Source organism: Palleronia sp. (genome assembly GCF_042089775.1).
Classification (GTDB): domain Bacteria; phylum Pseudomonadota; class Alphaproteobacteria; order Rhodobacterales; family Rhodobacteraceae; genus Palleronia.
In genome coordinates this window covers 1-24,693 of the sequence record NZ_JBELKF010000050.1, presented here as the reverse complement: position 1 = coordinate 24,693, position 24,693 = coordinate 1, and the positions used below count along the sequence as shown (strand labels likewise).

The 24,693-nt window shown below is 67.1% G+C and carries 24 protein-coding genes; 11 read left to right on the top strand and 13 right to left on the bottom strand.

Annotated elements, in window-relative coordinates:
• On the bottom strand, nt 1-797 hold a 797-nt coding region (meaB, locus tag ACFDS3_RS12675), incomplete at its 3' end, for a methylmalonyl Co-A mutase-associated GTPase MeaB (protein ID WP_375262718.1).
• A 58-nt stretch (nt 798-855) separates the two neighbouring features.
• Here meaB and hrpB point away from each other — a divergent pair.
• Together hrpB and ACFDS3_RS12665 are read left to right on the top strand one after the other, a co-directional pair.
• A complete protein-coding gene (hrpB, locus tag ACFDS3_RS12670; RefSeq protein ID WP_375262719.1) occupies nt 856-3,240 on the top strand; it encodes an ATP-dependent helicase HrpB in 2,385 nt (794 codons plus the stop codon).
• Nucleotides 3,241-3,243: 3 nt separating this feature from the next.
• Entirely contained in the window at nt 3,244-3,441 is a 198-nt protein-coding gene (locus ACFDS3_RS12665) for a hypothetical protein (RefSeq protein ID WP_375262717.1), read from the top strand.
• Here ACFDS3_RS12665 and ACFDS3_RS12660 read toward each other — a convergent pair.
• From ACFDS3_RS12660 to ACFDS3_RS12625, 8 genes are all read right to left on the bottom strand, one after another.
• Nucleotides 3,438-4,208, bottom strand: a complete 771-nt coding sequence (locus tag ACFDS3_RS12660; RefSeq protein WP_375262716.1) for an ion transporter — start codon at nt 4,206-4,208, stop codon at nt 3,438-3,440. The two genes, ACFDS3_RS12665 and ACFDS3_RS12660, sit on opposite strands and share 4 nt — an antisense overlap.
• 76 nt (nt 4,209-4,284) lie before the next feature.
• Complete coding sequence (locus tag ACFDS3_RS12655) at nt 4,285-4,965, bottom strand: TerB family tellurite resistance protein (protein ID WP_375262715.1); 681 nt, start codon at nt 4,963-4,965, stop codon at nt 4,285-4,287.
• 73 nt (nt 4,966-5,038) lie between these two features.
• Entirely contained in the window at nt 5,039-5,923 is an 885-nt protein-coding gene (locus ACFDS3_RS12650; protein ID WP_375262714.1) for a substrate-binding domain-containing protein, read from the bottom strand.
• A gap of 9 nt (nt 5,924-5,932) precedes the next feature.
• Entirely contained in the window at nt 5,933-6,754 is an 822-nt protein-coding gene (locus ACFDS3_RS12645) for a substrate-binding domain-containing protein (protein ID WP_375262713.1), read from the bottom strand.
• A 21-nt stretch (nt 6,755-6,775) separates the two neighbouring features.
• On the bottom strand, nt 6,776-7,525 hold the full coding sequence (locus ACFDS3_RS12640) for an ATP-binding cassette domain-containing protein (protein ID WP_375262712.1): 750 nt from the start codon (nt 7,523-7,525) through the stop codon (nt 6,776-6,778).
• Nucleotides 7,518-8,225, bottom strand: coding sequence for an ABC transporter permease (locus tag ACFDS3_RS12635; RefSeq protein ID WP_375262711.1), 708 nt, complete (start codon nt 8,223-8,225; stop codon nt 7,518-7,520). Before ACFDS3_RS12635 ends, ACFDS3_RS12640 begins: the two co-directional genes overlap by 8 nt.
• A 234-nt stretch (nt 8,226-8,459) precedes the next feature.
• A complete protein-coding gene (locus ACFDS3_RS12630) occupies nt 8,460-9,686 on the bottom strand; it encodes a M10 family metallopeptidase C-terminal domain-containing protein (RefSeq protein ID WP_375262710.1) in 1,227 nt (408 codons plus the stop codon).
• A 103-nt stretch (nt 9,687-9,789) separates the two neighbouring features.
• Complete coding sequence (locus ACFDS3_RS12625) at nt 9,790-10,977, bottom strand: PQQ-dependent sugar dehydrogenase (RefSeq protein ID WP_375262709.1); 1,188 nt, start codon at nt 10,975-10,977, stop codon at nt 9,790-9,792.
• A gap of 133 nt (nt 10,978-11,110) precedes the next feature.
• Here ACFDS3_RS12625 and ACFDS3_RS12620 point away from each other — a divergent pair, with 133 nt between their 5' ends.
• Both ACFDS3_RS12620 and ACFDS3_RS12615 read left to right on the top strand, forming a co-directional pair.
• Entirely contained in the window at nt 11,111-11,746 is a 636-nt protein-coding gene (locus ACFDS3_RS12620; protein ID WP_375262708.1) for a DUF5872 domain-containing protein, read from the top strand.
• Between the two features lie 59 nt (nt 11,747-11,805).
• Nucleotides 11,806-12,222: a hypothetical protein gene (locus ACFDS3_RS12615; RefSeq protein WP_375262707.1), complete on the top strand. Its 417-nt coding sequence runs from the start codon at nt 11,806-11,808 to the stop codon at nt 12,220-12,222.
• On the opposite strand, the gene argF is transcribed toward ACFDS3_RS12615, so the two are convergent.
• From argF to ACFDS3_RS12600, 3 genes are all read right to left on the bottom strand, one after another.
• Complete coding sequence (argF, locus tag ACFDS3_RS12610) at nt 12,219-13,124, bottom strand: ornithine carbamoyltransferase (protein WP_375262706.1); 906 nt, start codon at nt 13,122-13,124, stop codon at nt 12,219-12,221. The two genes, ACFDS3_RS12615 and argF, sit on opposite strands and share 4 nt — an antisense overlap.
• Nucleotides 13,125-13,202: 78 nt before the next feature.
• A complete protein-coding gene (locus ACFDS3_RS12605) occupies nt 13,203-14,378 on the bottom strand; it encodes an aspartate aminotransferase family protein (protein WP_375262705.1) in 1,176 nt (391 codons plus the stop codon).
• Nucleotides 14,379-14,560: 182 nt separating this feature from the next.
• The gene (locus ACFDS3_RS12600) at nt 14,561-15,370 is read right to left on the bottom strand and encodes an ABC transporter permease (protein WP_375262704.1); all 810 of its coding nucleotides are present in this window, start codon (nt 15,368-15,370) and stop codon (nt 14,561-14,563) included.
• A gap of 111 nt (nt 15,371-15,481) precedes the next feature.
• Between ACFDS3_RS12600 and ACFDS3_RS12595 the strand changes: the two genes are divergently transcribed.
• Nucleotides 15,482-16,090: a GcrA family cell cycle regulator gene (locus tag ACFDS3_RS12595; protein ID WP_375262703.1), complete on the top strand. Its 609-nt coding sequence runs from the start codon at nt 15,482-15,484 to the stop codon at nt 16,088-16,090.
• Between the two features lie 3 nt (nt 16,091-16,093).
• Here ACFDS3_RS12595 and ACFDS3_RS12590 read toward each other — a convergent pair whose 3' ends face one another.
• Nucleotides 16,094-17,287, bottom strand: a complete 1,194-nt coding sequence (locus tag ACFDS3_RS12590; RefSeq protein ID WP_375262702.1) for an ROK family transcriptional regulator — start codon at nt 17,285-17,287, stop codon at nt 16,094-16,096.
• A gap of 219 nt (nt 17,288-17,506) precedes the next feature.
• On the opposite strand from ACFDS3_RS12590, the gene ACFDS3_RS12585 reads away from it, so the two are divergent.
• The 6 genes from ACFDS3_RS12585 to ptsP form a co-directional block, all read left to right on the top strand.
• Nucleotides 17,507-17,944, top strand: coding sequence for a hypothetical protein (locus ACFDS3_RS12585; protein ID WP_375262701.1), 438 nt, complete (start codon nt 17,507-17,509; stop codon nt 17,942-17,944).
• 698 nt (nt 17,945-18,642) lie between these two features.
• A complete protein-coding gene (locus tag ACFDS3_RS12580) occupies nt 18,643-19,578 on the top strand; it encodes a sulfurtransferase (protein WP_375262700.1) in 936 nt (311 codons plus the stop codon).
• A 27-nt stretch (nt 19,579-19,605) separates the two neighbouring features.
• Complete coding sequence (locus ACFDS3_RS12575; RefSeq protein WP_375262699.1) at nt 19,606-20,733, top strand: YeeE/YedE thiosulfate transporter family protein; 1,128 nt, start codon at nt 19,606-19,608, stop codon at nt 20,731-20,733.
• Between the two features lie 3 nt (nt 20,734-20,736).
• Nucleotides 20,737-20,910, top strand: coding sequence for a hypothetical protein (locus ACFDS3_RS12570; RefSeq protein ID WP_375262698.1), 174 nt, complete (start codon nt 20,737-20,739; stop codon nt 20,908-20,910).
• Between the two features lie 78 nt (nt 20,911-20,988).
• Nucleotides 20,989-22,218 (top strand): aspartate kinase, encoded by a 1,230-nt coding sequence (locus ACFDS3_RS12565; protein ID WP_375262697.1) that lies wholly within the window; start codon nt 20,989-20,991, stop codon nt 22,216-22,218.
• Between the two features lie 245 nt (nt 22,219-22,463).
• The coding region (gene ptsP / locus ACFDS3_RS12560) for a phosphoenolpyruvate--protein phosphotransferase (protein ID WP_375262696.1) at nt 22,464-24,693 on the top strand (2,230 nt) is incomplete at its 3' end.

Below are 24,693 nucleotides of genomic sequence, written 5' to 3'. Positions count from 1 at the left end.
TGGTCCCAGTGCCCCGTCTCGCGCCGGAACTCCTCAAGCGCCCGCATCTGCTCCCACGCGGGCGCCAGCCCCTCGCGCGCGGCGGCCGAGACGGGAAGCGCCTTGGGAAACCCGTCGGGGTCGCCTTCGCGCTTGCGCAGCAGCCGCAGGGCGCCCTGGTAATCCGCCCGGGTCGCCTCCGCCTGTCGCTTCGTCTCACCGTCAGCCTTGTTGACAAGGATCATGTCGGCGATCTCCATGATGCCGCGCTTCACGCCCTGCAACTCATCTCCGCCGCCCGGAGCGAGCAGCAGAACAAACAGGTCCGTCATCTGCGCGACCATCGTCTCGGACTGGCCGACGCCGACAGTTTCGACGATGACCACGTCGAAACCGGCGGCCTCGCAGAGGGCAACCGCCTCGCGCGTCCGCCGCGCCACGCCGCCCAGCTCGGTCTGGCTGGGCGACGGGCGGATAAAGGCGTTCGGGTCGCGCGACAGCTCTTCCATCCGGGTCTTGTCGCCCAGGATCGACCCGCCCGAGCGGCTCGACGAGGGATCGACCGCCAGCACGGCGACTCGCAGACCCTGCCCCGTCAGCATCTTGCCGAACGCTTCGATGAAGGTCGACTTGCCCACCCCTGGCGTGCCCGACAGCCCGATCCGAAGCGCCTGCCGCGAGGGGTCCGCGACCTCGGCCAGCAATGCCACGGCCTCGGCCCGGTGATCCGCGCGCGTCGATTCGACCAGCGTGATGGCGCGCGACAGCGCCCGGCGGTCGCCCTGCTTGAGGCGGGTGGCGAGGGTGGATCGGTCCATGCCGTGTTGATGCGTGGCAGGGCTGGGCTTGTCCAGAGCGGGTCGCTATCCCGGCGCCATGGAGCTGCCCATCGACGCCGTCCTGCCCGAGATCCGCGCCGCCCTGGCCGCCCGCGGCCGTGTGGTCCTGCAGGCGCCGCCGGGCGCGGGCAAGACGACCCGCGTGCCCCTGGCCCTGCTGGACCAGGTCCAGGGGCGGATCGTGATGCTCGAACCCCGCCGCCTCGCCGCGCGCGCGGCGGCCGAGCGAATGGCCGAGACCTTGGGCGAACCGGTCGGTCAGACCGTCGGCTACGCGATCCGCGGCGAGCGCGTGACCAGCGACGCCACCCGGATCGAGGTCGTGACCGAGGGTATCCTCACCCGCCGCATCCAGCACGATCCTGAACTTGCCGGGATCGGCTGCGTGATCTTCGACGAATTCCACGAGCGCTCGCTCAACGCCGACCTGGGCCTCGCGCTGGTGTGGGAGGTCCGGCAGGCCCTGCGCAACGATCTGGCCGTGATCGTCATGTCCGCCACGCTCGACGCCGAGCCCGTGGCACGGCTGCTCGATGCCCCCATCATCACGAGCGAGGGGCGCACCTTTCCCGTCACGCCCCGGTGGCTCGACCAGCCGCTGCCCAAGGGCACCCGTTTCGATGCCGCCATGGCGGACCTGATCGGCCGTGCCGTGGCCGAGGAAGAGGGCGGCGTTCTCGCCTTCCTGCCCGGCGAGGGCGAGATTCGTCGGACGATGGCTCGTCTCGACCTGCCGGGCGTCGAGGTGCTGCCCCTCTATGGCGCCCTGCCCTTTGCCGAGCAGCGCCGCGCGATCCGCCCCTCAGCCGGGCGCAAGGTCGTGCTCGCGACCGCCCTGGCCGAGACCTCGCTGACCATTGAAGGCGTGCGTGTGGTGGTGGATGGCGGGAAGGCCCGCCGTGCGCGCTTTGACCCCGGCAGCGGCATGACCCGGCTGGTGACCGAGCGTGTCAGCCGGGCCGAGGCCACACAACGTGCGGGGCGCGCCGGGCGCGTGGCCGAGGGCGCGGCATGGAAGCTGTGGACCAGGGGCGAGGACGGTGCCCTGCCCGCCTTCGCCCCGCCCGAGATCGAGGTCGCCGACCTGACAGGCCTCGCGCTTGAACTCGCGCTTTGGGGCGATCCGGGCGGCAGCGCCCTGCCATTCCTGACGCCGCCCCCTGCCGGCGCGCTGGCCGAGGCGCAGGCGCTTCTGACTGGCCTCGGCGCGCTGGACGGCGGATCCATCACCGATCACGGGCGGGCGCTCGCGGCCATCCCTCTGCATCCCAGACTTGCACATATGCTGCATTCAGCGGGTCCGGACGCGGCTGAACTGGCGGCGATGCTGTCGGATCGTGACATCCTGCGCGACCGGGGCGTGGACCTGACGCTACGCCTGCGCGCTCTCCGCGACCCAGCCGGATTCAATGTCGCAAAAGGCGCCGTGCAGCGCATCCGCGAAGAGGCAAGGCGCCTCAAGCGTCACGCGGGGGAGCGCGCCGATCTCACGCCCGCGCAGGCCGCCGCGCTCGCCTATCCCGACCGGGTCGGCCTCCGCCGCCCCGGCGACGCGCCGCGCTGGCTGCTCTCGGGCGGCAAGGGCGCGGCTATGGCGGAAAGCGATCCGCTTGCGGGGCAACGGCTGATCGTCGTCACCGACACCGACGGCCACCCGCGCGAGGCGACCGTCCGGCAGGCCATTGCCATCTCCGAGGCCGATCTTCGCGCCGTCCACGCCTCGCGCATTGCTTGGGTCGACATCTGCGAATGGTCCCGCCGCGACCGCCGCGTCGTGACACGCCGGCAAGAGCGGCTTGGTGCCATTGCGCTCGACGACCGGACGTGGCCGGACGCGCCGCCCGACGCCGTCGCGCGCGCCATGCTCGACGGCATCCGCGAGCTTGGCCTGAACCCGAACGACGCCACCCGCCGCTTCCTGTCTCGCGTGGCCCTCGCCGGACTCTTCGACACCTCCGAACAGGCGCTGCTGGCCGAGGCCAAAGACTGGCTCCTGCCGTTCCTGACCGGCATCCGCACGGCCGAGGATTGGAAGCGGTTCGACATCCTGCCGGCGCTTCGTGCGCGGCTCGACTACGACCAGATGCAGCGCCTCGACGCCGAGGCGCCCGCGCATCTTGAGACGCCGCTCGGCCGGCGCGTGCCCATCGACTATGGCGGCGCGACCCCCGAAGTCGCCATCCGCGTGCAGGAGCTGTTCGGCATGACGCGCCACCCCACCGTCGCCGGGCGACCGCTGAAGCTGACCCTGCTCAGCCCCGCGAACCGCCCCGTGCAGGTCACGCAGGACCTGCCGGGGTTCTGGGCTGGCAGCTATGCCGATGTGGCCAAGGACATGCGCGCGCGATACCCCCGGCACCCTTGGCCCGACGATCCCACGCAGGCCGATCCAACCCTTAGGGCCAAAAGACGGAAGGACTGAGCGATGACGCTGATGGAACAGGTGGCCGACGAACTGGCGCAAGAGACGATCCGCAAGATCGACGCCGGCGCGAATGAGAGCCTGGTTCGCCACGTCGCCGACGCGATCCAGACCGCGAGCCAGACGATGGAAGAGGCCTACCTGACCGCCATCCGAATCCGCCACGCCGAGGCGCGTGCGGTGTTGTCGACGGTGGCCTAGCGCTCGGACAGGCGCTGCTCGATTGCGTCGAGCCGCTTCAACACCTCGTCCCGATAGGCATCCGTGGCGGCGACGCTTTCTTCCTCGTGCGCCGATTGCATGGAGTTCACGATGAGACCGACGATCAGGTTCACCACGGCGAAGGTCGTGACCATGATGAACGGTACGAAGAAGGCCCAGGCGTAGGGAAACTCCTGCATCACCGGGCGCACGATGCCCATCGACCAGCTTTCCAGCGTCATGACCTGGAACAGCGTGTAGGCCGAGCGGCCGAGGTCGCCGAACCACTCGGGGAAGGCCGCGCCGAAGAGCTTGGTTGCGATGACGGCGCCGATGTAGAAGATCAGCGCCATCAGCAGGAACACGCTCGCCATGCCCGGCAATGCGGTCAGGAATCCTTCGACCACTCGGCGCAGTCGCGGCGCGACAGAGATCACGCGCAGCACGCGGAGAATCCGCAGCGCCCGCAGAACCGAGAGCCCGCCGGACGCGGGAACGAGCGCAATGGCCACCACGACGAAGTCGAAGACGTTCCAGCCATTGCGGAAGAAGCGCGGCCCGAAGGCGTAGATCTTCGACAGAAGCTCCACCACGAAGATCGTCAGGCAGATCCGGTCGATGCCCACGATCAGCGGACCCGCGACGGCCATGGCGCCCTCGGAGGTCTCGAGGCCCAGCGTCACGGCGTTGATTACGATCACCGCCGTGATCGCGTTGCGCGTCGTGGCGCGGGAAAGAAGGGCGGCGAGGCGGTCGCGGAACGTCATCGTCTGCTCGTGGCTGGGAACGCGCGCTATCGTCTGGCCGAGCCCGCGGGCCTCGTCAACGGCGTCCTGCGCACGCTCAGGCGCGTCCTGCGGCAATCTCTTCCCACGCGGCGTTCAGCGCATGGATGCGCCGCTCGGCCAGATGGACGGCCTCTTCGGGGACGCCGCGGGCGATCATGCGGTCCGGGTGGCTTTCCTTGATTTCGCGGCGCCAGGCGGCACGGACCTGCTCCAGCGGCGTATCAGGTGTCACGCCGAGCACCTCGTAGGGGTCCGGCGGCGCGTCGGGCACGTGCCGGGCGCGGACCTTGCGGTAGCAGCTTTCCGACACGCCGAAGATCTCCTGCACGCGGCGCAGGAAGACCTCTTCATCGGGATGATACGCCCCGTCGGCCACCGCGATGTGGAACAGCCCGTCCATCAGGTCGACCAGCGTGTCGGCCTCGGATTTGAACATGGCGCTGATGCGCACGGCGTAGTCTTCGAAGCCCGCGACGTCCTGACGGGCGAGGTTGAAGACCCGGCCGGCGGCGGCCTCGGCGTCTGGCGGAATGTGGAACACCTCGCGGAAGGCCGTCACCTCGACCCGCGTGACCTCACCGTCGGCCTTGGCCATCTTCGCGCCCAGCGCGATGACGGCGATGGTGAAGCCGACCGAGCGCTCGGGCGGAGTCGAAAGACGGTCGAACACCGCGGCAAGACCTTCGCCGTGGCGCAGCGCCGAAAGCGCATCGAGAATTCGGGACCAGATGGACATGGGCCCATGGTAGCAGGCCGGCGGCGAGGGGGAAGCGGTGCCGGCAGGATTTGTCGTGCGCCTTCGCGTGAACTTATGCGTTCCAACGCACCGCACCGAAACCCGAGACCTCGTAGCCACCCAGATCCGCCGCCCGTGCGGCAAAACACGGGCTGTGGCAGAAGGCCGCGAACGTCTGCATCGGACCCGAGAACCAGGCGGCGCGGTCGACCAGCAGGTCGAAGCGCTCTTCGATCACGGGCACGAAGTCGAGGCCGTAGGATCGCGCCACCGCCTCGAGCCCAAAGGTCACATCGGCCTCGGCGCGGGCCACGGCCTGCGCGGCATCCGTCTCGGTCCGGGCCGTGGCAGCCCGGTCCAGGCCCTCGACCTCCAATCCCGCAGCCTTGGCGAGGTGATCGAACAAGATCTCCGTTCCCGCCCCATTCTGCCGCGGTACGAGCCGAAGTTCCTTCAAGTCGCCGAAATCCGCCGGCCGACGCGCACCCGGCCGCACGACGAAACCACGTCGGCGGGTCGCCACGCCCAGCAGAACCGCGTTCATCCCCGAACACTCCCGCGTGACTGCAGGCACGTTCCACTCCCCCCGCACCGCGTCATGGATATGCAGCGCGGCCGCAACCCCGCCCCCGGCCGCAAAGCGCGCAAGGCCGTCCTCGGACCCGTCGAACCACGCCGCAAGGCCGCACCCGGACTCTCGCAGGGCCCAGTCGAGCAGCGGATCATGGCTTCCCAGTAGGATCGGCGGACGCGGTGGCGGCGCAGCCGGCTGGCCTCTCGCGCCGTCGATGAACGCCCGCACTTCGTTGGCGGGAAATAGCAGCTTGCCGGTCGCCCGCGACACCGGCAACTGGCCCGACGAGGCGAGGTCATAGACCTTGCGCTCCTTGATCCTCAGAAGCTGGGCGAGTTCCTTTACCGTCAGGTAGGCGGGGGCATCTGCCGGGGTGCTCGTCATGGCCTGACCTCAGTTCCGTTCAGGCGCATTGGGGAAGAACAACTGCTGCCCGTCCACCTCGTACGCGGCGATTGCCGCTTGCCCCTCATCCGACAGAAGCCAATCCGCAAGGACCTGCGCGCCGTCGGCATTCACGCTGGGACAGGCTTCGGGGCTGACCGGAATGACGCCGTATTGGTTGAACAGGTCGCCGTCACCTTCGACGAGGATCTCGTAATCCTGCTTGTTCCCAAAGCTGATCCACGTTGCGCGGTCGGTGATCACGTAGGCGCCCATGCCGATCCCGGTGTTCAAGGTCGCTCCCATGCCCGAACCCGTCTCGCGGTACCAGCCGCCCGATCCTGCCGTCGGGTCGACGCCGGCACCGGACCAGAGCGACATCTCTTTCTTGTAGGTCCCCGAGTCGTCCCCACGCGACGCGAAGCCGGCGCCCTTTTCAGCGATCTGCGCCAGAGCGTCCTGCGCATCCTGCATCCCGGCGACTCCGGCGGGGTCCGAGGCGGGGCCGACGATGACGAAGTCGTTGTACATCAGGTCCGTCCGCTCGGTCCCGTAGCGATCGGCCACGAACTGCTCTTCGGCGGGTTTCGCGTGGACCAGTAGCAGGTCCCCGTCGCAGTTGCGGGCGTTCTGGATCGCCTGCCCCGTGCCGACGGCCACCACGTCCACCCCGATGCCCGTCTCGTCCTCGAAGATTGGCAAGAGGTAGTCGTAGAGCCCCGAATTTGCCGTGGACGTCGTCGACTGCACCAGGACCGGTTGGTCCTGCGCAAAAGCGGGCACGGCCAGTGCTATTAAGGTCGCTGCGGCGAAGTTGCGTCTGGTGAACATGGGGCTCTCCCTTTCCGAGGTTCAGACGACAATCTTGCCGTCCAGGAAATCCCGCGCCGGCTGACTGGCAGGCACGGGAAAGAAGCGGTCGGCGGCGCTGTGTTCGGCCACGCGGCCGCGGTGCAGGAACACGACGTCGTCGGCCATGCGTCGGGCCTGGCCGACATCGTGGGTGACGAAGACGATCCGGACGCCCCGCGCCCGCGCCGCCCGGACGATCGCCTCGATCGCCACGACCGAGGCGGGGTCGAGGCTGGCAGTCGGCTCGTCCAGCAGCAGCACCTCGGGGTCGGTCAGGAGGGCTCGGGCAAGGGCGAGGCGCTGCTGCTCCCCGCCTGACAGCAGGCGCGCGGGCTGGCGCGCCTTGTCCAGAAGACCGACCTCGGCCAGCGCGGCATCACGGCGGCTGCGGTCCAGCCCGCGCGCCTTCAGCACGAAATCGAGATTGACCGCAACCGACCGACGCAAGAGAACCGGCGCCTGAAACACCAGCGCCTGCCGCGCCGTCGCGCGCGTCGCCGGCACGCCGTTCCACGAAATCTCGCCGCGCGTCGGGGGCACGAGCCCGTGGATCGCCTTGAGAAACAGGCTCTTGCCCGCGCCGTTGGGGCCCATCACGACGGTGCAGCCACCGCCGGCCAGCCGCAGGTCGATCCCGTCGAGCACCGCCGCTCCGCGAAGGACGAGGGCCAGCCTCGACACATCGAGCGGCAAGAGCGGCGCGGTTTCGCGCGCACGGCTCGTGGCGAGGGGAAGTTCCGCGTCAGACATGGGCGCTCCGCGTCGCAGTCTGGCGGAGCATCTGTACGCCAGCGTTCACGCCCAGCGCGAGCACCAGGAGGACGATCCCAAGGGCGAGCGCCAACGGCAGGTCACCCTTCGACGTCTCGAGCGCGATCGCCGTGGTCATTACGCGCGTCAGGTGATCAATGTTGCCGCCGACGATGATGACCGCGCCGACCTCGGCCACCGCCCGGCCGAACCCTGCAAGCCCCACCGTCAGCAGTGCATAGCGCGCGTCCCAGATCAGCGCCTGCACCGTCTGCCGCCGATTGAGGCAGAACGACCGGAACTGTTCGGCATATTCGGCGTGCAGATCTTCGAGCACCTGCCGCGACAGCGCGGCGACGATGGGCGTGATGAGGATGGTCTGGGCCACGATCATAGCCGTCGGCGTGTAGAGTAAGCCCAGAAAGCCCAGCGGCCCCGATCTTGAGAAATGGATGTAGACGAGGAGGCCGACCACAACCGGGGGAAGGCCCATCAGCGCGTTGATTACGACGATCGCCGCCCCTCGGCCCGGAAAGCGAGACACGGCCAGCAATGCGCCGACCGGCAGCCCCACGAGACACGCAGCGGCCGTGGCCGAAAGGCTCACCCGCAGCGACAGAACGACGATCTCGCGCAGATCAGGGTCGCCCGAAAGAACGAGACCGATCGCGAGTGTGAGAGCCTCGATGATATCCTGCACAATTTACGGCCCTTGCGGAGATTACGACAGGATAATCGTTCGAAACCTTTCGAAAATCAAGGAACGAGACCTACTTGTATGCAGCGTCTGTGTAAGTGTGCGATTTTTCTCAACGCCGCGGAGGATTCGCAGCAGAAAGCACCTGCTATTGAAAGGGAAGGATCGAACAAGCGGCCGACATCAGAACCAGCCGCTGATCAAGAGCGGAGCCAGGGCCGCGCGCAACATCGAGGGTTAGACGAACAACCCGTCTTCTCCAGCCGAATCGATTGTTGGTAAGGATGTGCTGGGGCCTATCCAGTTCGCCGATGACGCCTGCACAAGGGTTCCGAAAGGCTCGAACCAGTCGTAGTTCGAGAACGCGGCTTCGGTGCTTGCAAAAAGGAGATCGTCCCCGGTTCCGCCGGCAAGGTTGTCCTGTCCCGCAGCGCCCTCAAGCGTGTCATTCCCGTCTGCGCCCAGAATCGTGTCGACACCCTCGCGTCCGTTCAGCCGATTCGCCGCGTCGTTGCCTCGTAGCGTGTCTGCGCCGCTCCCACCGATGCCGTTCTCGATGACGACGCCCTGCGCCACAGTAAAGCCTCCGTAGGTGTTGCCGACACGACTCAGGTATCCGCCGCCGCCCGGCGCGTTTTCGAGTGTTGCCGACTGCAGGTTGATAACCGCATCCTCGCCCCCGCCATGGACGATCGTGTCGGTGCCGCCGGCGTCCCAGATGGCGGTCCAGTATGTTCCGATCCCACCGGCAGCGGGCAGAACGTAGATATCATCGCCCGTCCGCGTCGTGGTGTTCGCGCCGTAGAGATTCTGAATGGCGGCAATGTCGAAGGTCATCGGACCCCCGGCCTTGCCCCAGTTGTGCACCATGCCGGCATAGGTTGGACGAAGATCCGGCCCATCGCGGTAGGACATCAGCGTGTAAAGTTCGGCGTTGAGACCGTGTTCCCCCCAAGCGCTGGTATCTGTTCCGACGCCTGGAAAGACATGAGGATCATCAACGTGGTCTGCATGCGAGTGATCCAGACCGATGCCGTGCCCGATCTCGTGCAGGATCGTCGTGAAGCCCAGCCCCCCGCGGACCAGCCCGCCATTCGGGTCATTTTCGTCCCAGCCATAGCCGGCGCGATTGTAAAGCCCGTCAAGCGTCCCCCAGCGGCCGATCTCGATATCCATGATCGTTTTGCCGTCGCCGATGTAAAGCTCGTGCGAACCCAAACTTCCCGGCGAGCCCGCATCGGAATATATGCTTTCGGAGAAATCAGCGTCGGCCGGATCATATACCCGGCGGAACCGGATACCTGCAACCTCGGACCAGAGCGCCGTGGCCCTTGCAAAGGCATCGGCTTCGACCTGCGTCCAAGCCCCGCCAGAGGGGGCGAGGTAGTAATCGATCACCGTGTTGGACGCGCGAAAACCGACGGTCAGCGCATCGATGAAGGGATTCGAGGTGTAGCTGGCCAATCGGGCCTCCTGTCGTCGCGCCCCGACAACCTGACAGGAACATATGCAGAAAATCCGGGAGCGGGAAGCTCCCGAATATCAAGCATTCGCCTCAAATCTCGGCTCAGCCTTCGGTGGTCACGCGGAGGATCTCTCCGTTCTCCTTGTCGGTCAGCAGAAGGACGCCGCCATCCCGGTCGACTTCGACATCCCGGATGCGGCCGCGATCAGTGACCAGCCGCTCTTCGCCGGTGACCGTGTCGCCATCGAGTGTCAGACGCACCAGCCCCCCCGGCACGAGCGACGAGGCCAGCACGTTGCCCTGCCATCCCTCGAACATCTCGCCATCATAAAAGGTGAAGCCACCAGGCGCGATCACCGGGTCCCAGTAATAGCGCGGCTCGACGAACTCTTCGCTGCGCGGTTCGCCGCTGCCCACCAGCGGGCCGTCATACTGCCGGCCGTAGCTCACCACCGGCCAGCCGTAGTTCTCTCCCTGCTCGATCAGGTTCAATTCGTCGCCGCCAGCGGGGCCGTGCTCCAGAGCCCAGAGTTCACCCGTCTCGGGCCGGATGTCGGCGCCCTGGATGTTGCGGTGGCCCAGCGTCCAGATCTCGCCAATTGCCCCTTCCACGTCGGCGAACGGGTTGTCGTCCGGGATTTCGCCATCCTGCGTCACGCGCACGATCTTGCCGTAGGTGTTATCCGTGTCCTGCGCAAATTCGCGGTAGGTGGGCGTGAAATGCTCGCCTGTGGTGACGTAGGCATAGCCGTCATCCAGAACGACACGGCTGCCGAAGTGCATGGCGTTGTCCGCCGGCGGCTCCTGCACAAAGATATCCTCTACCTCGGTCAGCTCTGTCCGGTCCTCGCTGAGGACGCCACGCGCGGCGGCGGTGGCGGTCTGGCCCTGTCCCATCGGCTTGGCGTAGGTCAGAAAGATCACCCGGCTGTCCTCGAAATCCGGGGCGAGCGCCACGTCGAGCAACCCGCCCTGGTCGCGGGAGACGACCTCGGGGACACCGGAAATCGGCTCGCCCGTCTCGCCCTCGCGCGTGACCACTCGCAGATTTCCCGCGCGCTCGGTCACGAGGTAATCGCCATCCGGCAGCACCTCGATTCCCCACGGGTGGACCAGCCCGTCGGTCACGGTGTCGACCGAGATCTCGGCCTCCGTCTCTACCGCGGGCGCGCGTGTCTGGTTCTCGAACGCGGGCTCGAACCGGGGCACGTTCTTGGCCCCCTGTTCGACTTGCGCTGCGGCCGGAACGGCAGCGGCGGTTCCCAGAAGAATGATGGTTGCGCGTAGCATGTCGCTTCCCCTGCGTCATCTACGGTGACAACCGCCCCTGCCCCGATGCGTTCCGACGCAGCGCGATAACGCCTGCGTCAGACAGGAACCCCGCCGCCGCTCGCAACCGTTCAGCCCGAAAGGAGGGCCCGAGATGAGCGATGCGAAAAGGACGGAACCCGAACTGTGGGAGAAGGTGAAGGACGAGGTGACGAAGTCCGACAAGGGCGGCGAGCCCGGCCAGTGGTCGGCCCGCAAGGCGCAAATGGCTGTGCAGGAATACAAGAAGCGCGGCGGTGGCTATGCAGAGGATAGTCCAAAGCAAGAGGAGACGGATCTTCACAACTGGACCGAAGAGGACTGGGGCACGAAGTCTGGCGCGGAGTCCGGAGAGTCAGGCGAACGCTACCTGCCCAAGAAGGTGCGCATGCTGCTGACCGACGACGAATACGCCCGATCGACCCGCAAGAAGAAGAGCGGATCGGGTCAGTACGTGGACCAGCCGCAGGACGTGAAGGACAAGGTCGCCAAGATCAAGTCCGACGGCCCGACCAAGGAAACGCTGCAAGAGCGCGCCTCGGACCTGGCCATCGAAGGCCGGCCCTCGATGACAAAGCAGGAGCTTCTGGATGCGATCGAGGATGCCACGGACGAGAACGGGCGCGGCAAGGCGGACCTCGCCGGGCGCAGCAAGGCAAAGCTCTACGACATGGCGCAAGACGCCGAGATCGAGGGACGCTCGGACATGACCAAGGACGAGTTGGCCCGGGCCCTGCGCGATGCCCGATGACCAGGCGCGGCTGGGATCGCCGCAGCGGCGCATTACATGATGCGTGAAAGGCGCGAGGTATGAGCAGCTTCACCGGCACATATATCGTCGAGGTTGACGAGGACGGGGCCATCCCGCTGCCGCCGGTCTGGTGGCTTGCGGCCCTTGCCGGCGATCCCGTGGGCGAGCCGGGGCCGAACCTGATCGTCGTCCCGATCGGACCGGAGAATGGCGAGGTCCTCGTGACCACGCTGGACCGCCACATCCTCATGGTCGAAAAGATCCGCACCCTTCCCGAAGGGCGCCCCGAGCGCGCGGCGCTCGAGGTCTTCGCGTTCGAGAAATGCTGCGCCGTCAGCGTCACGCCGGACGGGTGGATCCCCTCAATCCCCCTGATCTCGGACATCACCGGTCTTGGCGCCGGCAGCCTTGCAAGCCTGCGCGGCACCGGAACCGGGTTCCGCATCCGCCTCGCGCAGTCGATGGACGCGCCCTAGATCCCCAGCGCGTGGCGCATGATCGCCTTCTGCGCGTGAAGGCGATTCTCGGCCTCGTCCCAGATGACCGAATGCGGCCCGTCCATGATCTCGGACGTGACCTCGTCGTCGCGATGCGCCGGCAGGCAGTGCATGAAGAGTGCATCGGGCTTGGCGTGCGCCATCAGGCGCGCGTTCACCTGGTAGCCGCGCAGCTGATTGTGGCGCCGCTCGCGCGCGGATTGGGGGTCGTGCATCGAAACCCACGTGTCCGTCACCACGAGGTCGGCGCCCTCGACCGCCTTCATCGGGTCGCGCTCGATCGTGATGCGGTCATGCAGCGAAGGCTCGGGATCGAGCGGCTCGGGCCCGGTGAAGGTCAGGTCGAAGCCGAACTGCGTCGCGGCATGGGCGAAGGAGGCAAACACGTTGTTGCCGTCGCCCGACCAGACGACCTTCTTGCCCGCGATCGGGCCGCGATGCTCCTCGTAGGTCATCACGTCGGCCATGATCTGGCAGGGATGGGTGCGGTTCGTCAGCCCGTTGATGACCGGCACCGTAGCATGCTCGGCCATTTCCAGCAGCGTCGCCTCTTCGAAGGTCCGGATCATGATGAGATCGACGTAGCGCGACAGGACGCGGGCGGTGTCGGCGATGGTCTCGCCATGGCCAAGCTGCATGTCGGCGCCCGACAGGACCATCGTCTCGCCGCCCATCTGGCGCACGCCCACGTCGAAGGAGACGCGAGTCCGGGTCGAGGGTTTCTCGAAGATCAGCGCGACCATGTGGCCGGCCAGCGGGCGGTCGTCGTCTGGGGCAGCCTTGGGACGTCCGTTGCGACTGTCCTTCATGGCGCGGGCCGTGTCGATGATCTGGCGCAGGTCGGATTTGTCGGTTTTGTGGATATCGAGGAAATGCGGCATCGGTCGGTCCCGGTTTGATCGGTCGGACCGGGGGCTGTCTGCCCCCGGACCCCCGAGAGTATTTCTAGCAAGATGAAGCTACACGGCCTGTTCGAGTGCCGTCGCTGCGGCATCGAGACGGTCGAGCGCGGCGGCAATCTCGTCATCGGTGATGTTGAGCGGCGGCAGCAGGCGCACGACATTGTCGCCGGCCGGCACCGTCAGGAGGTGTTGCGCGTAGCCCTGCTTGACCAGCTCGGCCGCGGGAACGCGCGCCTTGAGGCCGAGCATCAGGCCGGTGCCGCGCACCTCGTCGAAGATCTGCGGATGCGAGGCGACGAGCCCTTCGAGCCCCTGGCGCAGGCGCCCGCCGGCGGCGTTCACGCGGGGCAGGAAAGCGTCCTCGGTCATCAGCTCCATCACGCGGGCGCCGACGGCGCAGGCCAAGGGGTTGCCCCCGTAGGTCGAGCCGTGAGTGCCGGCGGTCATGGCGAAGGCCGCCTTTTCGGTGGCGAGCACCGCGCCAAGGGGAAAGCCGCCGCCGATGCCCTTGGCGACCATCATGATGTCTGGCGTGATGCCGGCCCATTCATGGGCAAAGAGGCGGCCCGTCCGGCCCATCCCGCATTGCACCTCGTCAAGGATCAGGAGCGTGCCCGTCTCGTCGCACAGCTCTCGCAGCGCCTGCAGGTCGGCGTCGGGCATGACGCGGATGCCGCCCTCGCCCTGGATCGGCTCGACCAGCACTGCGGCCACGTCCGACGTCAGCGCGGCGCGCAGCGCATCCATGTCGCCCCAGCGAAGCTGTACGAAGCCCGGCAGGAGCGGGCCGAAGCCCTTGGTCATCTTTTCGGACCCGGCGGCGGCGATCGCGGCGCTCGAACGGCCGTGGAACGCGCCTTCGAAGGTCAGGATCGCCGTGCGGTCCTCGCCCTTTTCGGACCAGTACTTGCGGGCCATCTTCACGGCCAGTTCGCAGCTTTCGGTCCCGGAATTGGTGAAGAACACCGTGTCGGCGAAGGTGTGGTCCACCAGCAGCTGCGCAAGGCGCTCCTGGTTCGGAATGTCGTAGAGGTTTGACACGTGCCAGAGCTTTCCGGCCTGCTCGGTCAGCGCCTCGACCAGCGCAGGATGGGCGTGGCCGAGCGCATTCACCGCGATTCCCGCCCCAACGTCCAGGTATCGCGTCCCGTCCTCCGTCCAGAGCCATGTGCCCTCGCCCTTGACGAAGGTCAGGGGAGCACGGTTGTACGTCGGAAGGATCGCGGGGATCATGGCAGAATCCTGAAAATGAAGCCCGAGAGGTGCCTCACCGGTCGGGCGCTGTCAACGATGTGGGTGCTGCACGGGCGTGCAAAGCTCAGACGCGGTTGCGTCGGCGTCGCAGGATCGAAATGATGCGGATCGGGTTGCCCATGCGCGAAGGCATAGGCGCCTTTCCCGCGTCCCGCAACGGGTCACGCCTTCAGGCGGTAGCCCCGGCGAAACCACGAGCAGGCCAGCGCCACAAGAGCCGCCGTCACGCCGAGACACACCACCACGCCCAGAAGCGGCGGCGCGTCGGACACCCCCAGCGTGCCGTAACGCGCTCCGTCGATCAGGTAGAAGAACGGGTTGAGATGGCTCGCCGCCGTTAGCGCGGGCGGCAGCGCATCTATCGAGTAGAACGTGCCCGACAGGAACGACAGCGGCGTGATGATGAAGTTGGTGATGGCTGACATCTGGTCGAACTTGGACGCGTAGATGCCCGCAAGCACCCCCAGCGCCCCCATCATCAGGGCACCCAGAAGGACGAACAGCAGGAACACCAGCGGGTGCGCCATGCCGGTGCCCAGCACCAGCACCATCACGACGCCGATCACCACCGCAACCAGCCCGCCCCGCGCGACGCCGCCGGCAAGGTAGCCTACCGTCATCTCGATGGCGGAAAGCGGCGGCATCAGGGTGTCCACGATGTTGCCCTGCACCTTCGCGGCCAGAAGCGAGGACGAGGTGTTGGCAAAACTGTTCTGGATCACCGTCATCATCAGAAGGCCCGGCGCCATGAACTGGACGTAAGGCACGCCCATCACGTCTCCGCGCGTGGGGCCGATGGCGATGGCGAAGACGGCCAGGAAAAGGCCCGCGTTGATCAGCGGCCCCATGACCGTCTGCGCCCAGATGCCCAGGAAGCGGCGGCATTCCCGTTCGGCCAGGGTGATCATCCCAAGCCAGTTCCAGCGGCCGAAGCGGCGCACCCCCATCTGCGTATCGGGTCTGTCGGACATGGGGCGGCTCCTGCTCGGGTTGTTATGGCCGTGACGGATGACTAGAATAGGCGTTCAACGAATTTCTCAAGCGGGCGCAAGAGGCCGCTTCTCTCCGAACCGAGGTGTGCAATGTCCTGGACCGACGAACGCGTCGAGCTTCTCAAGAAGATGTGGAACGAGGGCCAGTCGGCCAGCCAGATCGCCAAGGAGCTGGGCGGCGTGACCCGTAACGCCGTGATCGGCAAGGTCCACCGGCTGGGCCTGTCGAACCGCGCCCAAGGTGGTGACGTCGATGCGACCGTCGTCGAACCTGCTGCGCCAGCCGAGCCCGAGCCCGTCGTGACCGAAGCGGTTGAACCGTCCGTCCAGAAGCCCGTGGCGGATGAGCCGGTCGAGGCCGCGCCCGCCGCCGAAGAGGACGATGACGACGAGGAAGAGGACGAGCCCGTTTCGGCCCGCCGCCAGATCGTGCCTGCCGGCCAGCCCCTGCCCCCGCAGCCCTCGGCCAACGAGATCAGCGCCGAGGCTCTCGCCACCGTGCGCGAGGTCGAGAAGACGTCGAAGCGGCTGACCCTGATGGAACTGACCGAGCGGACCTGCAAGTGGCCGATCGGCGACCCGGCCAGCGAGAACTTCTGGTTTTGCGGTCTGCCGGTGCAGTCGGGCAAGCCCTACTGCGAGGCGCATGTCGGCGTGGCGTTCCAGCCCATGTCCTCGCGCCGCGACCGGCGCCGCTAAGGCTCAGACGAGGAAGCGCGCGGCCAGAGGCAACGAGGCCGCGCCCATCGCCCGCGCGACAGGGCCGACCGTTCCCTCGCGGATCTCGGGACGATCGCGGCCGGCGAAATCGGTTTCTTCGATCCGCCGCGCAACCTCGCGCACGATCCGGGCGCGAACGGTTTCCGGCAGGTAGCCGTCGATCATGATGGTCTGCACGTCGACCAGCGACACCGCGGTGACGGCCGCGTGCGCCAGAGCCGGAACCACCTGATCCAGCCACGCCTCGATCTCGTCCTCGACGCTGGACCATTCGAGCGGCAGCTTCAGCAGCGGCTCGAGGTCCTTGCCCGACGCGACGATGAACTGCCCGAGCCTGTAAAGAGATGCGAGGTCGTAAAGCGGCCGCGTGCTGCCATCCGCCTGCGCGATGGGAAGCGTTCCGATGGCACCGGCACGGCCGGTGGGGCCGGTATAGAGATGGTTGTCGATGACGAGCCCGCCGCCGACGTAATAGCCGATGAAGACGTGCAGGAACGCGTCACGCTCGGAGCAATGCGTGCCGAAGACGAGTTCGGCGGCGCAGGGCGCCGTTGCATCGTTGATGCCCTGAACCCTGTAGCGGCACCGCTCGGTCAGTTCGGCGGCGAAGTTCCTGTTTTGCCAGGCAAGCAGCTTGTCGCGCGGGACAGTCACCTCGTCCGCCAGATGCCAGATGCGGGCCGGCGTCGCCACGCCCAGTCCTTCCACCCGGGCGCGCTGCTCCGGATTCAGCACCTCTTCCAGAGCGTCGATCGAACGGGCTACACGATCGAGAACGACGTCGAAGTCCGGCCAGTCGTATGTCTGCCTGTCGCTCGCGCGGACCGCCCCGGTCATATCCACCAGCACGTGCTCGATCCAGCTGCGCCCAATGGCGATGCCGTGAAAGAACGCGGCATCGGGATTGAGCCGCATCGGCACCGAAGGCTGGCCGACCCGGCCCCGGCGCGGCGCCTCGCGCAGAAGCATGCCGTCCTGCTCCAGCGCGCGCATGATGACCGAGACCGTCTGCGCTGAAAGCCCCGTCAGTCGCGCAATCTCGGCCTTGGCGAGCGGCCCGTCCTGGCGCAGGATCGACAGCACCAGGCGCTCGTTATGCGCCCGCACCCGCGTCTGGTTGGTTCCACGCATGGCGCCGCGGATGGGATCGGACGCTTGTAAGTCACTTTGAACCATTTCGGGTCCTCGCGAAGGGGTTGTGTCGCGCAACGCGCCTTCAACCATTTCGACAGTCTATAGCAATAGCAACGCGTAAGGCCCGCGACGTTGAATATTCCTAGTACGGTTGTCAGGAATGGCGACAGAGCGCCAGATTGCCGTAGCGACGTTTGCGCCCATGTTGTCGAATTGACGCTAAGCCGCACCCGACTGCGGCCAGCTGGGAGATCATACGACATGGCCACCGCCTTCTGGACCCGCCTCGGCAGCCGCGTGTGCTGCGTCACCGCATTGACCCTTTCGCTCGTTGCCGTGCAGGCGACGGCAGGCAGCAGCTGCTGGGATATGGACGGCGCAACCCTGCGCCTCAGCGTCGAAGGCGCCGACCGGGTGCTGCGCTATCAAGGGCCGCCGTCGGTTCTTGTGGATCTTGGGATCGAGCGGGGCGCCCTCCTCTTCCGGGGCCGCGAGACCGACGGTGCGTTGCAGGGGACGGCCCATGCAATCAGCCCGCCCTGTCCAGAAGCAGAGGTGACTTACCCGGTCGAGGGACAGGTCCACGCCAGCCGAAACCGGATCACGCTGCGCGGACTGCGCCCTCTCTTGTCCGCGTGCCGTCCCGACGGGTCCGTCGCCGCCGAGACGCTGGTGCTGGTACGAAAACTCGGCTGCTGAAGCGCTTTGAAGGGATTGGCACACCGGGCCGGCTGTCGATCCGCGCGAGTGGAAAGCGCCGCGCGGCGGTCAGGTCCACGGGCACTTGCGTTCGAGCGCGCCATGAAGCTGCCCTCCACCATGATGCCCCGAAAGGTGCTGCTAAAGCCGGTCTGATCGGACGCCGCGGCCTCGGGCTACCCGCACTCGACACGGTGGCCCGAATCCACCACCCTTCGCGAGCGCTCGGATCGTGTTTCCGGCCGTGCGGCACGAACGAGTCAAGGCTGACCGACACCTCCGGGAGGGAACGCGCATGGACGGGTGGATCGTCGCATGAAAGCAGGTTCACACCCGGAAACGCGAAGGGACGACAGCCGCTCGCAGGCGGGAATGTTCGGAGCCATCGTTTCCGCTTTGGAAGTACGCGCCGATCCAAGACCGCGGTCGCGTCGATGATCCAGCCTCGAAGCAGCTTCATGCCCACCAATCGCTCTCGCGCATTCCAAACCGCTTCTGACAGATAGGGAAGCACGATCCGGTCCTTGCAGCCGTGCACCGACAGAGTGCCATCACACGTCGCGCGGAAAAAACGTATGTTCCGGTGCGCCGCCGCCTCACGAACCCACGTTCCCGGGCGCTGGACCCGGGACAACTTGCACTGGCGCGCTCCGTGGACCAATTGGCGTCCGAACCCAAGAATGACCGGAGACGCCCGCATGACCACGATGCCCCGTTTCGCGCTCGTCAGCGCGCTCGCCCTTACCGCCTCTGCCGCGTCGGCCGCCGATCTCGCACCGCTCGTCGCGCCCGCCGACCTCGAAGCCTCGCTGGACGAGGTGCGGGTGATCGACATCCGCAGCTCGGGTGATGACGGCTTTGCCGGCGGCCACGTCGCGGGTGCCGCCTCGGCGCCCTACCAGCTATTTCGCGGTCCCGCCGAGAACCCCGGTGCGCTCGTCTCATCCGATGCACTGGAGCAAGCCTACCGCGAGCTCGGCCTCGAAACGGACGATCACGTCGTCATCACCTACCAGGGCACCGACGAGACCGATTTCGGCGCTGCAGCGCGGGTTTATTGGACGCTGAAATCGTCTGGCTTCGAGGATCTGTCGATCCTGAACGGCGGCATCAACGCCTGGACCGAGGCTGGCTACGACCTGACCGATGCACCGGCCGAGGTCGAGGCTTCGGAAATCGAGGTAACCTGGAACGACCAGTGGACCGCCACAGCTGAGGACGTGCAGCAGGCGATCGGCGGCGGCGATGAGGCGCTGCTGCTCGATGCCCGCCCCGAGAGCTTCTGGAACGGCAAGCAGGCGCACCCCGCGGCCGCCAAGCCCGGCACCCTGCCCCAATCCCAGTATTTCGAGCACGCCGGCTGGTTCTCGGACGGACCAACTGTCGTCGATGCCGTCGCCGCGCGGAACATCGCGGCCGAGCAGGACTTCACCGACGCCGAATCCATCATCTCGTTCTGCAATACCGGCCACTGGGCCGCGACCAACTGGTTCGCCCTGTCCGAGCTGGCACGCGTCGAGAACGTCAAGCTCTACCCCGAGTCGATGGTCGGCTGGTCAAATGCCGGCTACGAGATGGCCAACGTGCCCGGACCGCTGAGCATGATGTGGAACAACATCACCTCGGCGTTCTGAGAGAAGACCACCGGAAGGGGAGAGCCCATGTCCAATATCGAAGTCGCACCGCCTCCGTCCCCCTACGGCGCATCGACCCTGACGCGCGTCGCTCTCATCGGGGCGGCGCTTGTCTTTGCGCTCGCCGTCTCGGCGCTGGCCGGGGCACGCTACGGCGCGCTTCTCCTGATCGGATTGGGCTTCGGCGCGACACTCGAAGGGTTGCGGTTCGGCTTCGCCGGGCCGTGGCGGCGGATGATCGTCGATCGCAACCCGGACGGGCTTCTCGGGCACCTGCTGTCGATCGGGCTGGTGGCGCTGGTGGCTTTCCCCCTCCTCGCCACCCACGGGCAGGAACTGATCGGAGCGCATGCCCCCATCGGCTTTGCGATGGTCGGCGGGGCCTTCGTGTTCGGCCTGTCGATGCAGCTCGTCATGGGCTGCGGGTCGGGCACCTTGGTCAACGCGGGCAGCGGCAACCCGATCGGGCTGCTCGCCCTGCCCTTCTTTGCCATCGGCTCGTTCCTCGGCGCCTTCAACCTGATCTGGTGGACCAACCTCGGCGCGTTGCCGGTGATCGCGCTCGACGGCACCGACGGGCTGATCCTGACGCTGGCGGGCCTGGCGGCCGTGGCCGCACTGGCGCTGTGGCTCGCCCCGCCCGAGCATCGCCGCATCCAGCGCCGCTATGTCATCGCGGCGGTGCTGCTCGCCGGCCTCGCCGTCCTGAACCTGATCGTCGCCGGCCAGCCCTGGGGCGTGGTCTATGGCCTTGGCCTGTGGGTCGCGAAGGGCGCGACGAGCGTCGGCCTCCCGACCGAGGCCTCGGCCTTCTGGAGCCTGCCTCCGAACCAGGACCGCATCGCCGAAAGCCTGCTGACCGACGTGACCTCGCTGACCAACCTCGGGATCATCGCGGGCGCGTTTCTCATCACCGCGTGGCGCGGGGGCTTCGCGCAGAAGCTGCCGAGCTATCCCGCAAAGGCCTGGGCGTCGGCCATCGTGGCGGGGCTCGCCCTTGGCTATTCCTCGCGGATCGCCTTCGGCTGCAATGTCGGCGCGTTCTTCTCGGGAATATCGACCGGATCGTTGCACGGCTGGGCGTGGTTCGCTGCCGCCTTCGCCGGCTCGGCCGTGGGGGTGAAGCTGCGCCCGAAACTCGGACTTGGGGGCTGACCGATGACACGCAAGCTTACCGCCGCCATCGCGCTGGTCCTCGTCTTTGGCCTGCTGGCCTTCGACCTCGTCGCGTCCGAGCCGCCGGACCCCTACGATCAGCCGGCGTTTCTTGCGCTCGGCTCCGGCGCGGCCGCGTCGGGGGCGCATTGCGCGTCACTGCCGACTGCCGATTGATGCGCCGGCACCAACCGGCCCTTGCACCCCGCCCCCCCTCTTTCTATGAGGCGCGCGGATCATAAGGAGGGACGGGCGATGTCGCGTCTCGTGATGAAATTCGGCGGCACGTCCGTCGCCACCCCGGACCGCATCAAGCGGGCCGCCAAGCGCGTCGCGCGCGAGGTGGCGAACGGGCACGACGTGATCGTCATCGTCTCGGCCATGGCCGGCAAGACGAACGAGCTGGTCGGCTGGGTGAACGAGACCTCTCCCATGTACGACGCGCGCGAATACGACGCCGTCGTGTCGAGCGGCGAGAACGTGACTGCCGGCCTCATGGCGCTGACCCTGCAGGAGATGGAGATTCCCGCGCGGTCGTGGCAGGGCTGGCAGGTGCCGCTGAAGACCAACGGCGCCCACGGCGCGGCACGGATCGAGAAAATCCCGACCGCGAATCTCGACGAGAAGTTCGCCGCGGGCATGAAGGTCGCCGTCGTTGCCGGCTTCCAGGGGATCAGCCCCGAAGGGCGGATCACCACGTTGGGCCGGGGCGGGTCAGACACCACCGCCGTCGCCTTCGCCGCCGCCTTCGACGCCGTGCGCTGCGACATCTACACGGATGTGGACGGGGTCTACACGACCGATCCGCGCATCACCGCCAAGGCCCGCAAGCTGGACCGCATCGCCTTCGAGGAAATGCTGGAGCTGGCCTCGCTCGGCGCCAAGGTGCTTCAGACCCGCTCGGTCGAGCTGGCGATGCGGTTCGGCGTGAAACTGCGTGTGCTGTCGAGCTTCGAGGAATATGACGAGACCGCGGGAACGCTGGTCTGCGCGGAGGACGAGATCATGGAATCCAATGTCGTGAACGGCGTCGCCTACTCGCGCGACGAGGCCAAGATGACCCTTCTGGGCGTCGAGGACCGCCCCGGCATAGCGGCGGCGATCTTCGGACCGCTGGCCGAGGCCGGCGTGAACGTGGACATGATCGTCCAGAACATCTCGGAGGGCGGCAAGACGGACATGACGTTCTCCTGCCCCGTGGATCAGGTCGCGCGGGCGAAACAGGCCATCGAGGCCTCGGGAGCCGTGGAATACGGCGAGCTGGTGGTGGACGACAACGTCGCGAAGGTGTCGGTCGTGGGGATCGGGATGCGGTCCCATGCCGGGGCTGCGGCGCGGATGTTCGCGGCGCTGAAGGACGAGGGCATCAACATCCGCGTCATCACCACCTCGGAAATCAAGATCTCCGTCCTGATCGACCGCAAGTACATGGAGCTTGCCGTCCAGGCGCTGCATGACGCGTTCGAACTCGAAAAGGCGCGGTAGGAATTCCGTAGGATTCGCGTCGGAGCTTTGTAAGAGGCTCTGACGACTGATCGGATGCGATATCGCTCTGCAGAGGCCCGGACCACAGGACCGCTGCCGCTCACGTGGCGGCCAAGAACGCCCGCGGCACGGGCAGTGACCGCACCGCGTCGGCGATCTTTCCGCAAGCTTCTTTCGCCTGTCGGCACGGTGGCCTATACAAAAGGGCAGCCTGCGAAGGGCGCCAGAGGGATGGACCTGCGAGAATGACGCAGCAGAGCAGCGAATCGGAGAGCCGCAAGCTTCTCAAGCGTTTGCGCGATACCCTCGCAGAGGAAAGCGAGGGGCAGGAACGGCTGGACCACATCACCTCGATCATCGCGTGCTCGATGCGGACCGAAGTGTGCTCGATCTACTTGTTTCGCGATGCAGAGACGCTGGAGCTATGCGCGACCGAGGGGCTGAAGCCCGAGGCGGTCCACCAGACGCGGATGCGCCTGGGCGAAGGGCTGGTGGGGCGCGTGGCGCGGCTGGGCAAGAACATCAACGCAGCCGACGCCCCCTCGACCAGGGGGTTTCGCTACATGCCCGAGACGGGCGAGGAGATCTATTCCAGCTTCCTCGGCATCCCGATCCAGCGGCTGGGCGAGAAGCTGGGCGTCCTTGTCGTCCAGTCCAAGGATGCGCGCACCTACACCGACGACGAGGTCTATGCGCTCGAGGTGGTCGCGATGGTGCTGGCCGAGATGACCGAGCTTGGCGCCTTCGTGGACGAGGGTGCGGCCCTGTCGGCACGACACCAGCATCCCGTCCTGTTCCGCGGCCTGGTCGGTCAGGAAGGCACGGCCGAAGGACGTGTCTGGCTGCACGAGCCGCGCGTGGTCGTGACGAACCCCGTGGCCGAGGACCCCGAGGCCGAGCGTGAACGCCTGACCGCCGCCGTAGAACAGCTTCAGGTCAGCGTCGACGACATGCTCGACCACGCCAAGGTCGTCGACAAGGACCAGCGCGAGGTGCTGGAGACGTACCGCATGTTCGCGCACTCTCGCGGGTGGCTGCGGCGCATGTGCGAGGACATCGATCGCGGCCTGTCGGCCGAGGCGGCCGTCGAGAAGGAGCAATCCTCGGCCCGCACCCGCCTCGAATCGGCCAGCGACGTCTATTTCCGCGAGCGGATGCACGACCTCGACGACTTGTCGCGCCGGTTGCTGCGCATCCTCACCGGTCAGGGCCGCGAGACGGGCGCCGAGATGCCGTCCGACCCCATCCTCATCGCCCGCGATATCGGGCCAGGCGACCTGCTGGATTACGGGCGCTTGCTGAAGGGCATCGTGCTCGAGGGAGGCTCGGTCGGATCTCACGCGGCCATCGTCGCGCGCGCTCTGGCCATTCCGCTGGTCATCCACGCCCGTGGCATCACCACCGAAGCGCTGAACGGCGACCACGTGCTGGTCGATGGAGAGCAGGGTAACGTGCACCTGAGGCCCGAGGACAACATCGTTGCGGCCTTCCGCGACAAGATCGCCATGCAGGCCAAGGCGCAGGAACGCTACGCCGATCTGCGCACCCAGCCGGCGCAGGCGCTGTGCGGCACGACCATCGCGCTGTCGATGAACGCGGGCCTGATGGCCGACCTGCCCTCGCTGACCGGCTCGGGGGCCGAGGGTGTGGGCCTGTTCCGCACCGAGTTGCAGTTCCTCGCCAACCGCTCGGTGCCGAAGCGCGGCGACCTCGCCCGCCTCTATGCGCGCGTGATGGACGCGGCCAAGGGCAAGCCGGTGGTCTTCCGCACGCTCGACATCGGGTCGGACAAGGTGCTGCCCTACATGAAGCGCCCCGAAGAGCCGAACCCGGCCCTGGGCTGGCGCGCGATCCGCGTCGGGCTCGACCGGCCGGGCATCATGCGGATGCAGCTTCAGGCGCTGATCCGGGCGACGGCGGGACGTCCGCTGCACGTGATGTTCCCGTTCATCGCGCAACTGGACGAATTCCGCGCCGCACGCGACATCCTCGACCGGGAGGTGGCCCATGAACAGAGCCTCGGCCACACCCTGCCGACCGAGATCCGGGTGGGTGCGATGGTTGAAACGCCGTCGATGGCCTTCGCCTCGGCCGCGTTCTTCAGAGAGACCGATTTCGTCTCGATCGGGGGCAACGACCTCAAGCAGTTCTTCTTTGCCGCCGACCGCGAAAACGAGCGGGTCCGCCGCCGCTATGATACGCTGAACGTCAGCTTCCTGAACATCGTGCAGATGATCGCCGACCGCTGCGACGACGCCGGAACGCCCGTCAGCTTCTGCGGCGAGGATGCGGGGCGGCCGCTGGAGGCAATGGCGCTGGCCGCCTCGGGCCTGCGCGCGCTGTCGATGCGGCCGGCGTCGATCGGGCCGGTCAAGCACCTGATCCGGCGCGTGAACCTCGCCGAGGCACGCTCGGTCATCGAGGCCGCGCGCGACCGGGGCGACCAGAGCGTGCGCGACCCCCTCAATGCCTGGC

Excerpts from the sequence above, each read along its gene's own strand:
- ACFDS3_RS12600 (WP_375262704.1), bottom strand. The coding sequence starts at position 15,370 with ATGTCCGACAGACCCGATACGCAGATGGGGGTGCGCCGCTTCGGCCGC.
- ACFDS3_RS12615 (WP_375262707.1), top strand. The coding sequence starts at position 11,806 with ATGAGCAGCTTCACCGGCACATATATCGTCGAGGTTGACGAGGACGGG.
- ACFDS3_RS12605 (WP_375262705.1), bottom strand. The coding sequence starts at position 14,378 with ATGATCCCCGCGATCCTTCCGACGTACAACCGTGCTCCCCTGACCTTC.
- argF (WP_375262706.1), bottom strand. The coding sequence starts at position 13,124 with ATGCCGCATTTCCTCGATATCCACAAAACCGACAAATCCGACCTGCGC.
- hrpB (WP_375262719.1), top strand. The coding sequence starts at position 856 with ATGGAGCTGCCCATCGACGCCGTCCTGCCCGAGATCCGCGCCGCCCTG.
- ACFDS3_RS12575 (WP_375262699.1), top strand. The coding sequence starts at position 19,606 with ATGTCCAATATCGAAGTCGCACCGCCTCCGTCCCCCTACGGCGCATCG.
- ACFDS3_RS12625 (WP_375262709.1), bottom strand. The coding sequence starts at position 10,977 with ATGCTACGCGCAACCATCATTCTTCTGGGAACCGCCGCTGCCGTTCCG.
- ACFDS3_RS12570 (WP_375262698.1), top strand. The coding sequence starts at position 20,737 with ATGACACGCAAGCTTACCGCCGCCATCGCGCTGGTCCTCGTCTTTGGC.
- ACFDS3_RS12590 (WP_375262702.1), bottom strand. The coding sequence starts at position 17,287 with ATGGTTCAAAGTGACTTACAAGCGTCCGATCCCATCCGCGGCGCCATG.
- ACFDS3_RS12580 (WP_375262700.1), top strand. The coding sequence starts at position 18,643 with ATGACCACGATGCCCCGTTTCGCGCTCGTCAGCGCGCTCGCCCTTACC.
- ACFDS3_RS12650 (WP_375262714.1), bottom strand. The coding sequence starts at position 5,923 with ATGACGAGCACCCCGGCAGATGCCCCCGCCTACCTGACGGTAAAGGAA.
- ACFDS3_RS12620 (WP_375262708.1), top strand. The coding sequence starts at position 11,111 with ATGAGCGATGCGAAAAGGACGGAACCCGAACTGTGGGAGAAGGTGAAG.
- ACFDS3_RS12660 (WP_375262716.1), bottom strand. The coding sequence starts at position 4,208 with ATGACGTTCCGCGACCGCCTCGCCGCCCTTCTTTCCCGCGCCACGACG.
- ACFDS3_RS12665 (WP_375262717.1), top strand. The coding sequence starts at position 3,244 with ATGACGCTGATGGAACAGGTGGCCGACGAACTGGCGCAAGAGACGATC.
- ACFDS3_RS12655 (WP_375262715.1), bottom strand. The coding sequence starts at position 4,965 with ATGTCCATCTGGTCCCGAATTCTCGATGCGCTTTCGGCGCTGCGCCAC.
- ACFDS3_RS12565 (WP_375262697.1), top strand. The coding sequence starts at position 20,989 with ATGTCGCGTCTCGTGATGAAATTCGGCGGCACGTCCGTCGCCACCCCG.
- ACFDS3_RS12585 (WP_375262701.1), top strand. The coding sequence starts at position 17,507 with ATGGCCACCGCCTTCTGGACCCGCCTCGGCAGCCGCGTGTGCTGCGTC.
- ACFDS3_RS12640 (WP_375262712.1), bottom strand. The coding sequence starts at position 7,525 with ATGTCTGACGCGGAACTTCCCCTCGCCACGAGCCGTGCGCGCGAAACC.
- ACFDS3_RS12645 (WP_375262713.1), bottom strand. The coding sequence starts at position 6,754 with ATGTTCACCAGACGCAACTTCGCCGCAGCGACCTTAATAGCACTGGCC.
- ACFDS3_RS12595 (WP_375262703.1), top strand. The coding sequence starts at position 15,482 with ATGTCCTGGACCGACGAACGCGTCGAGCTTCTCAAGAAGATGTGGAAC.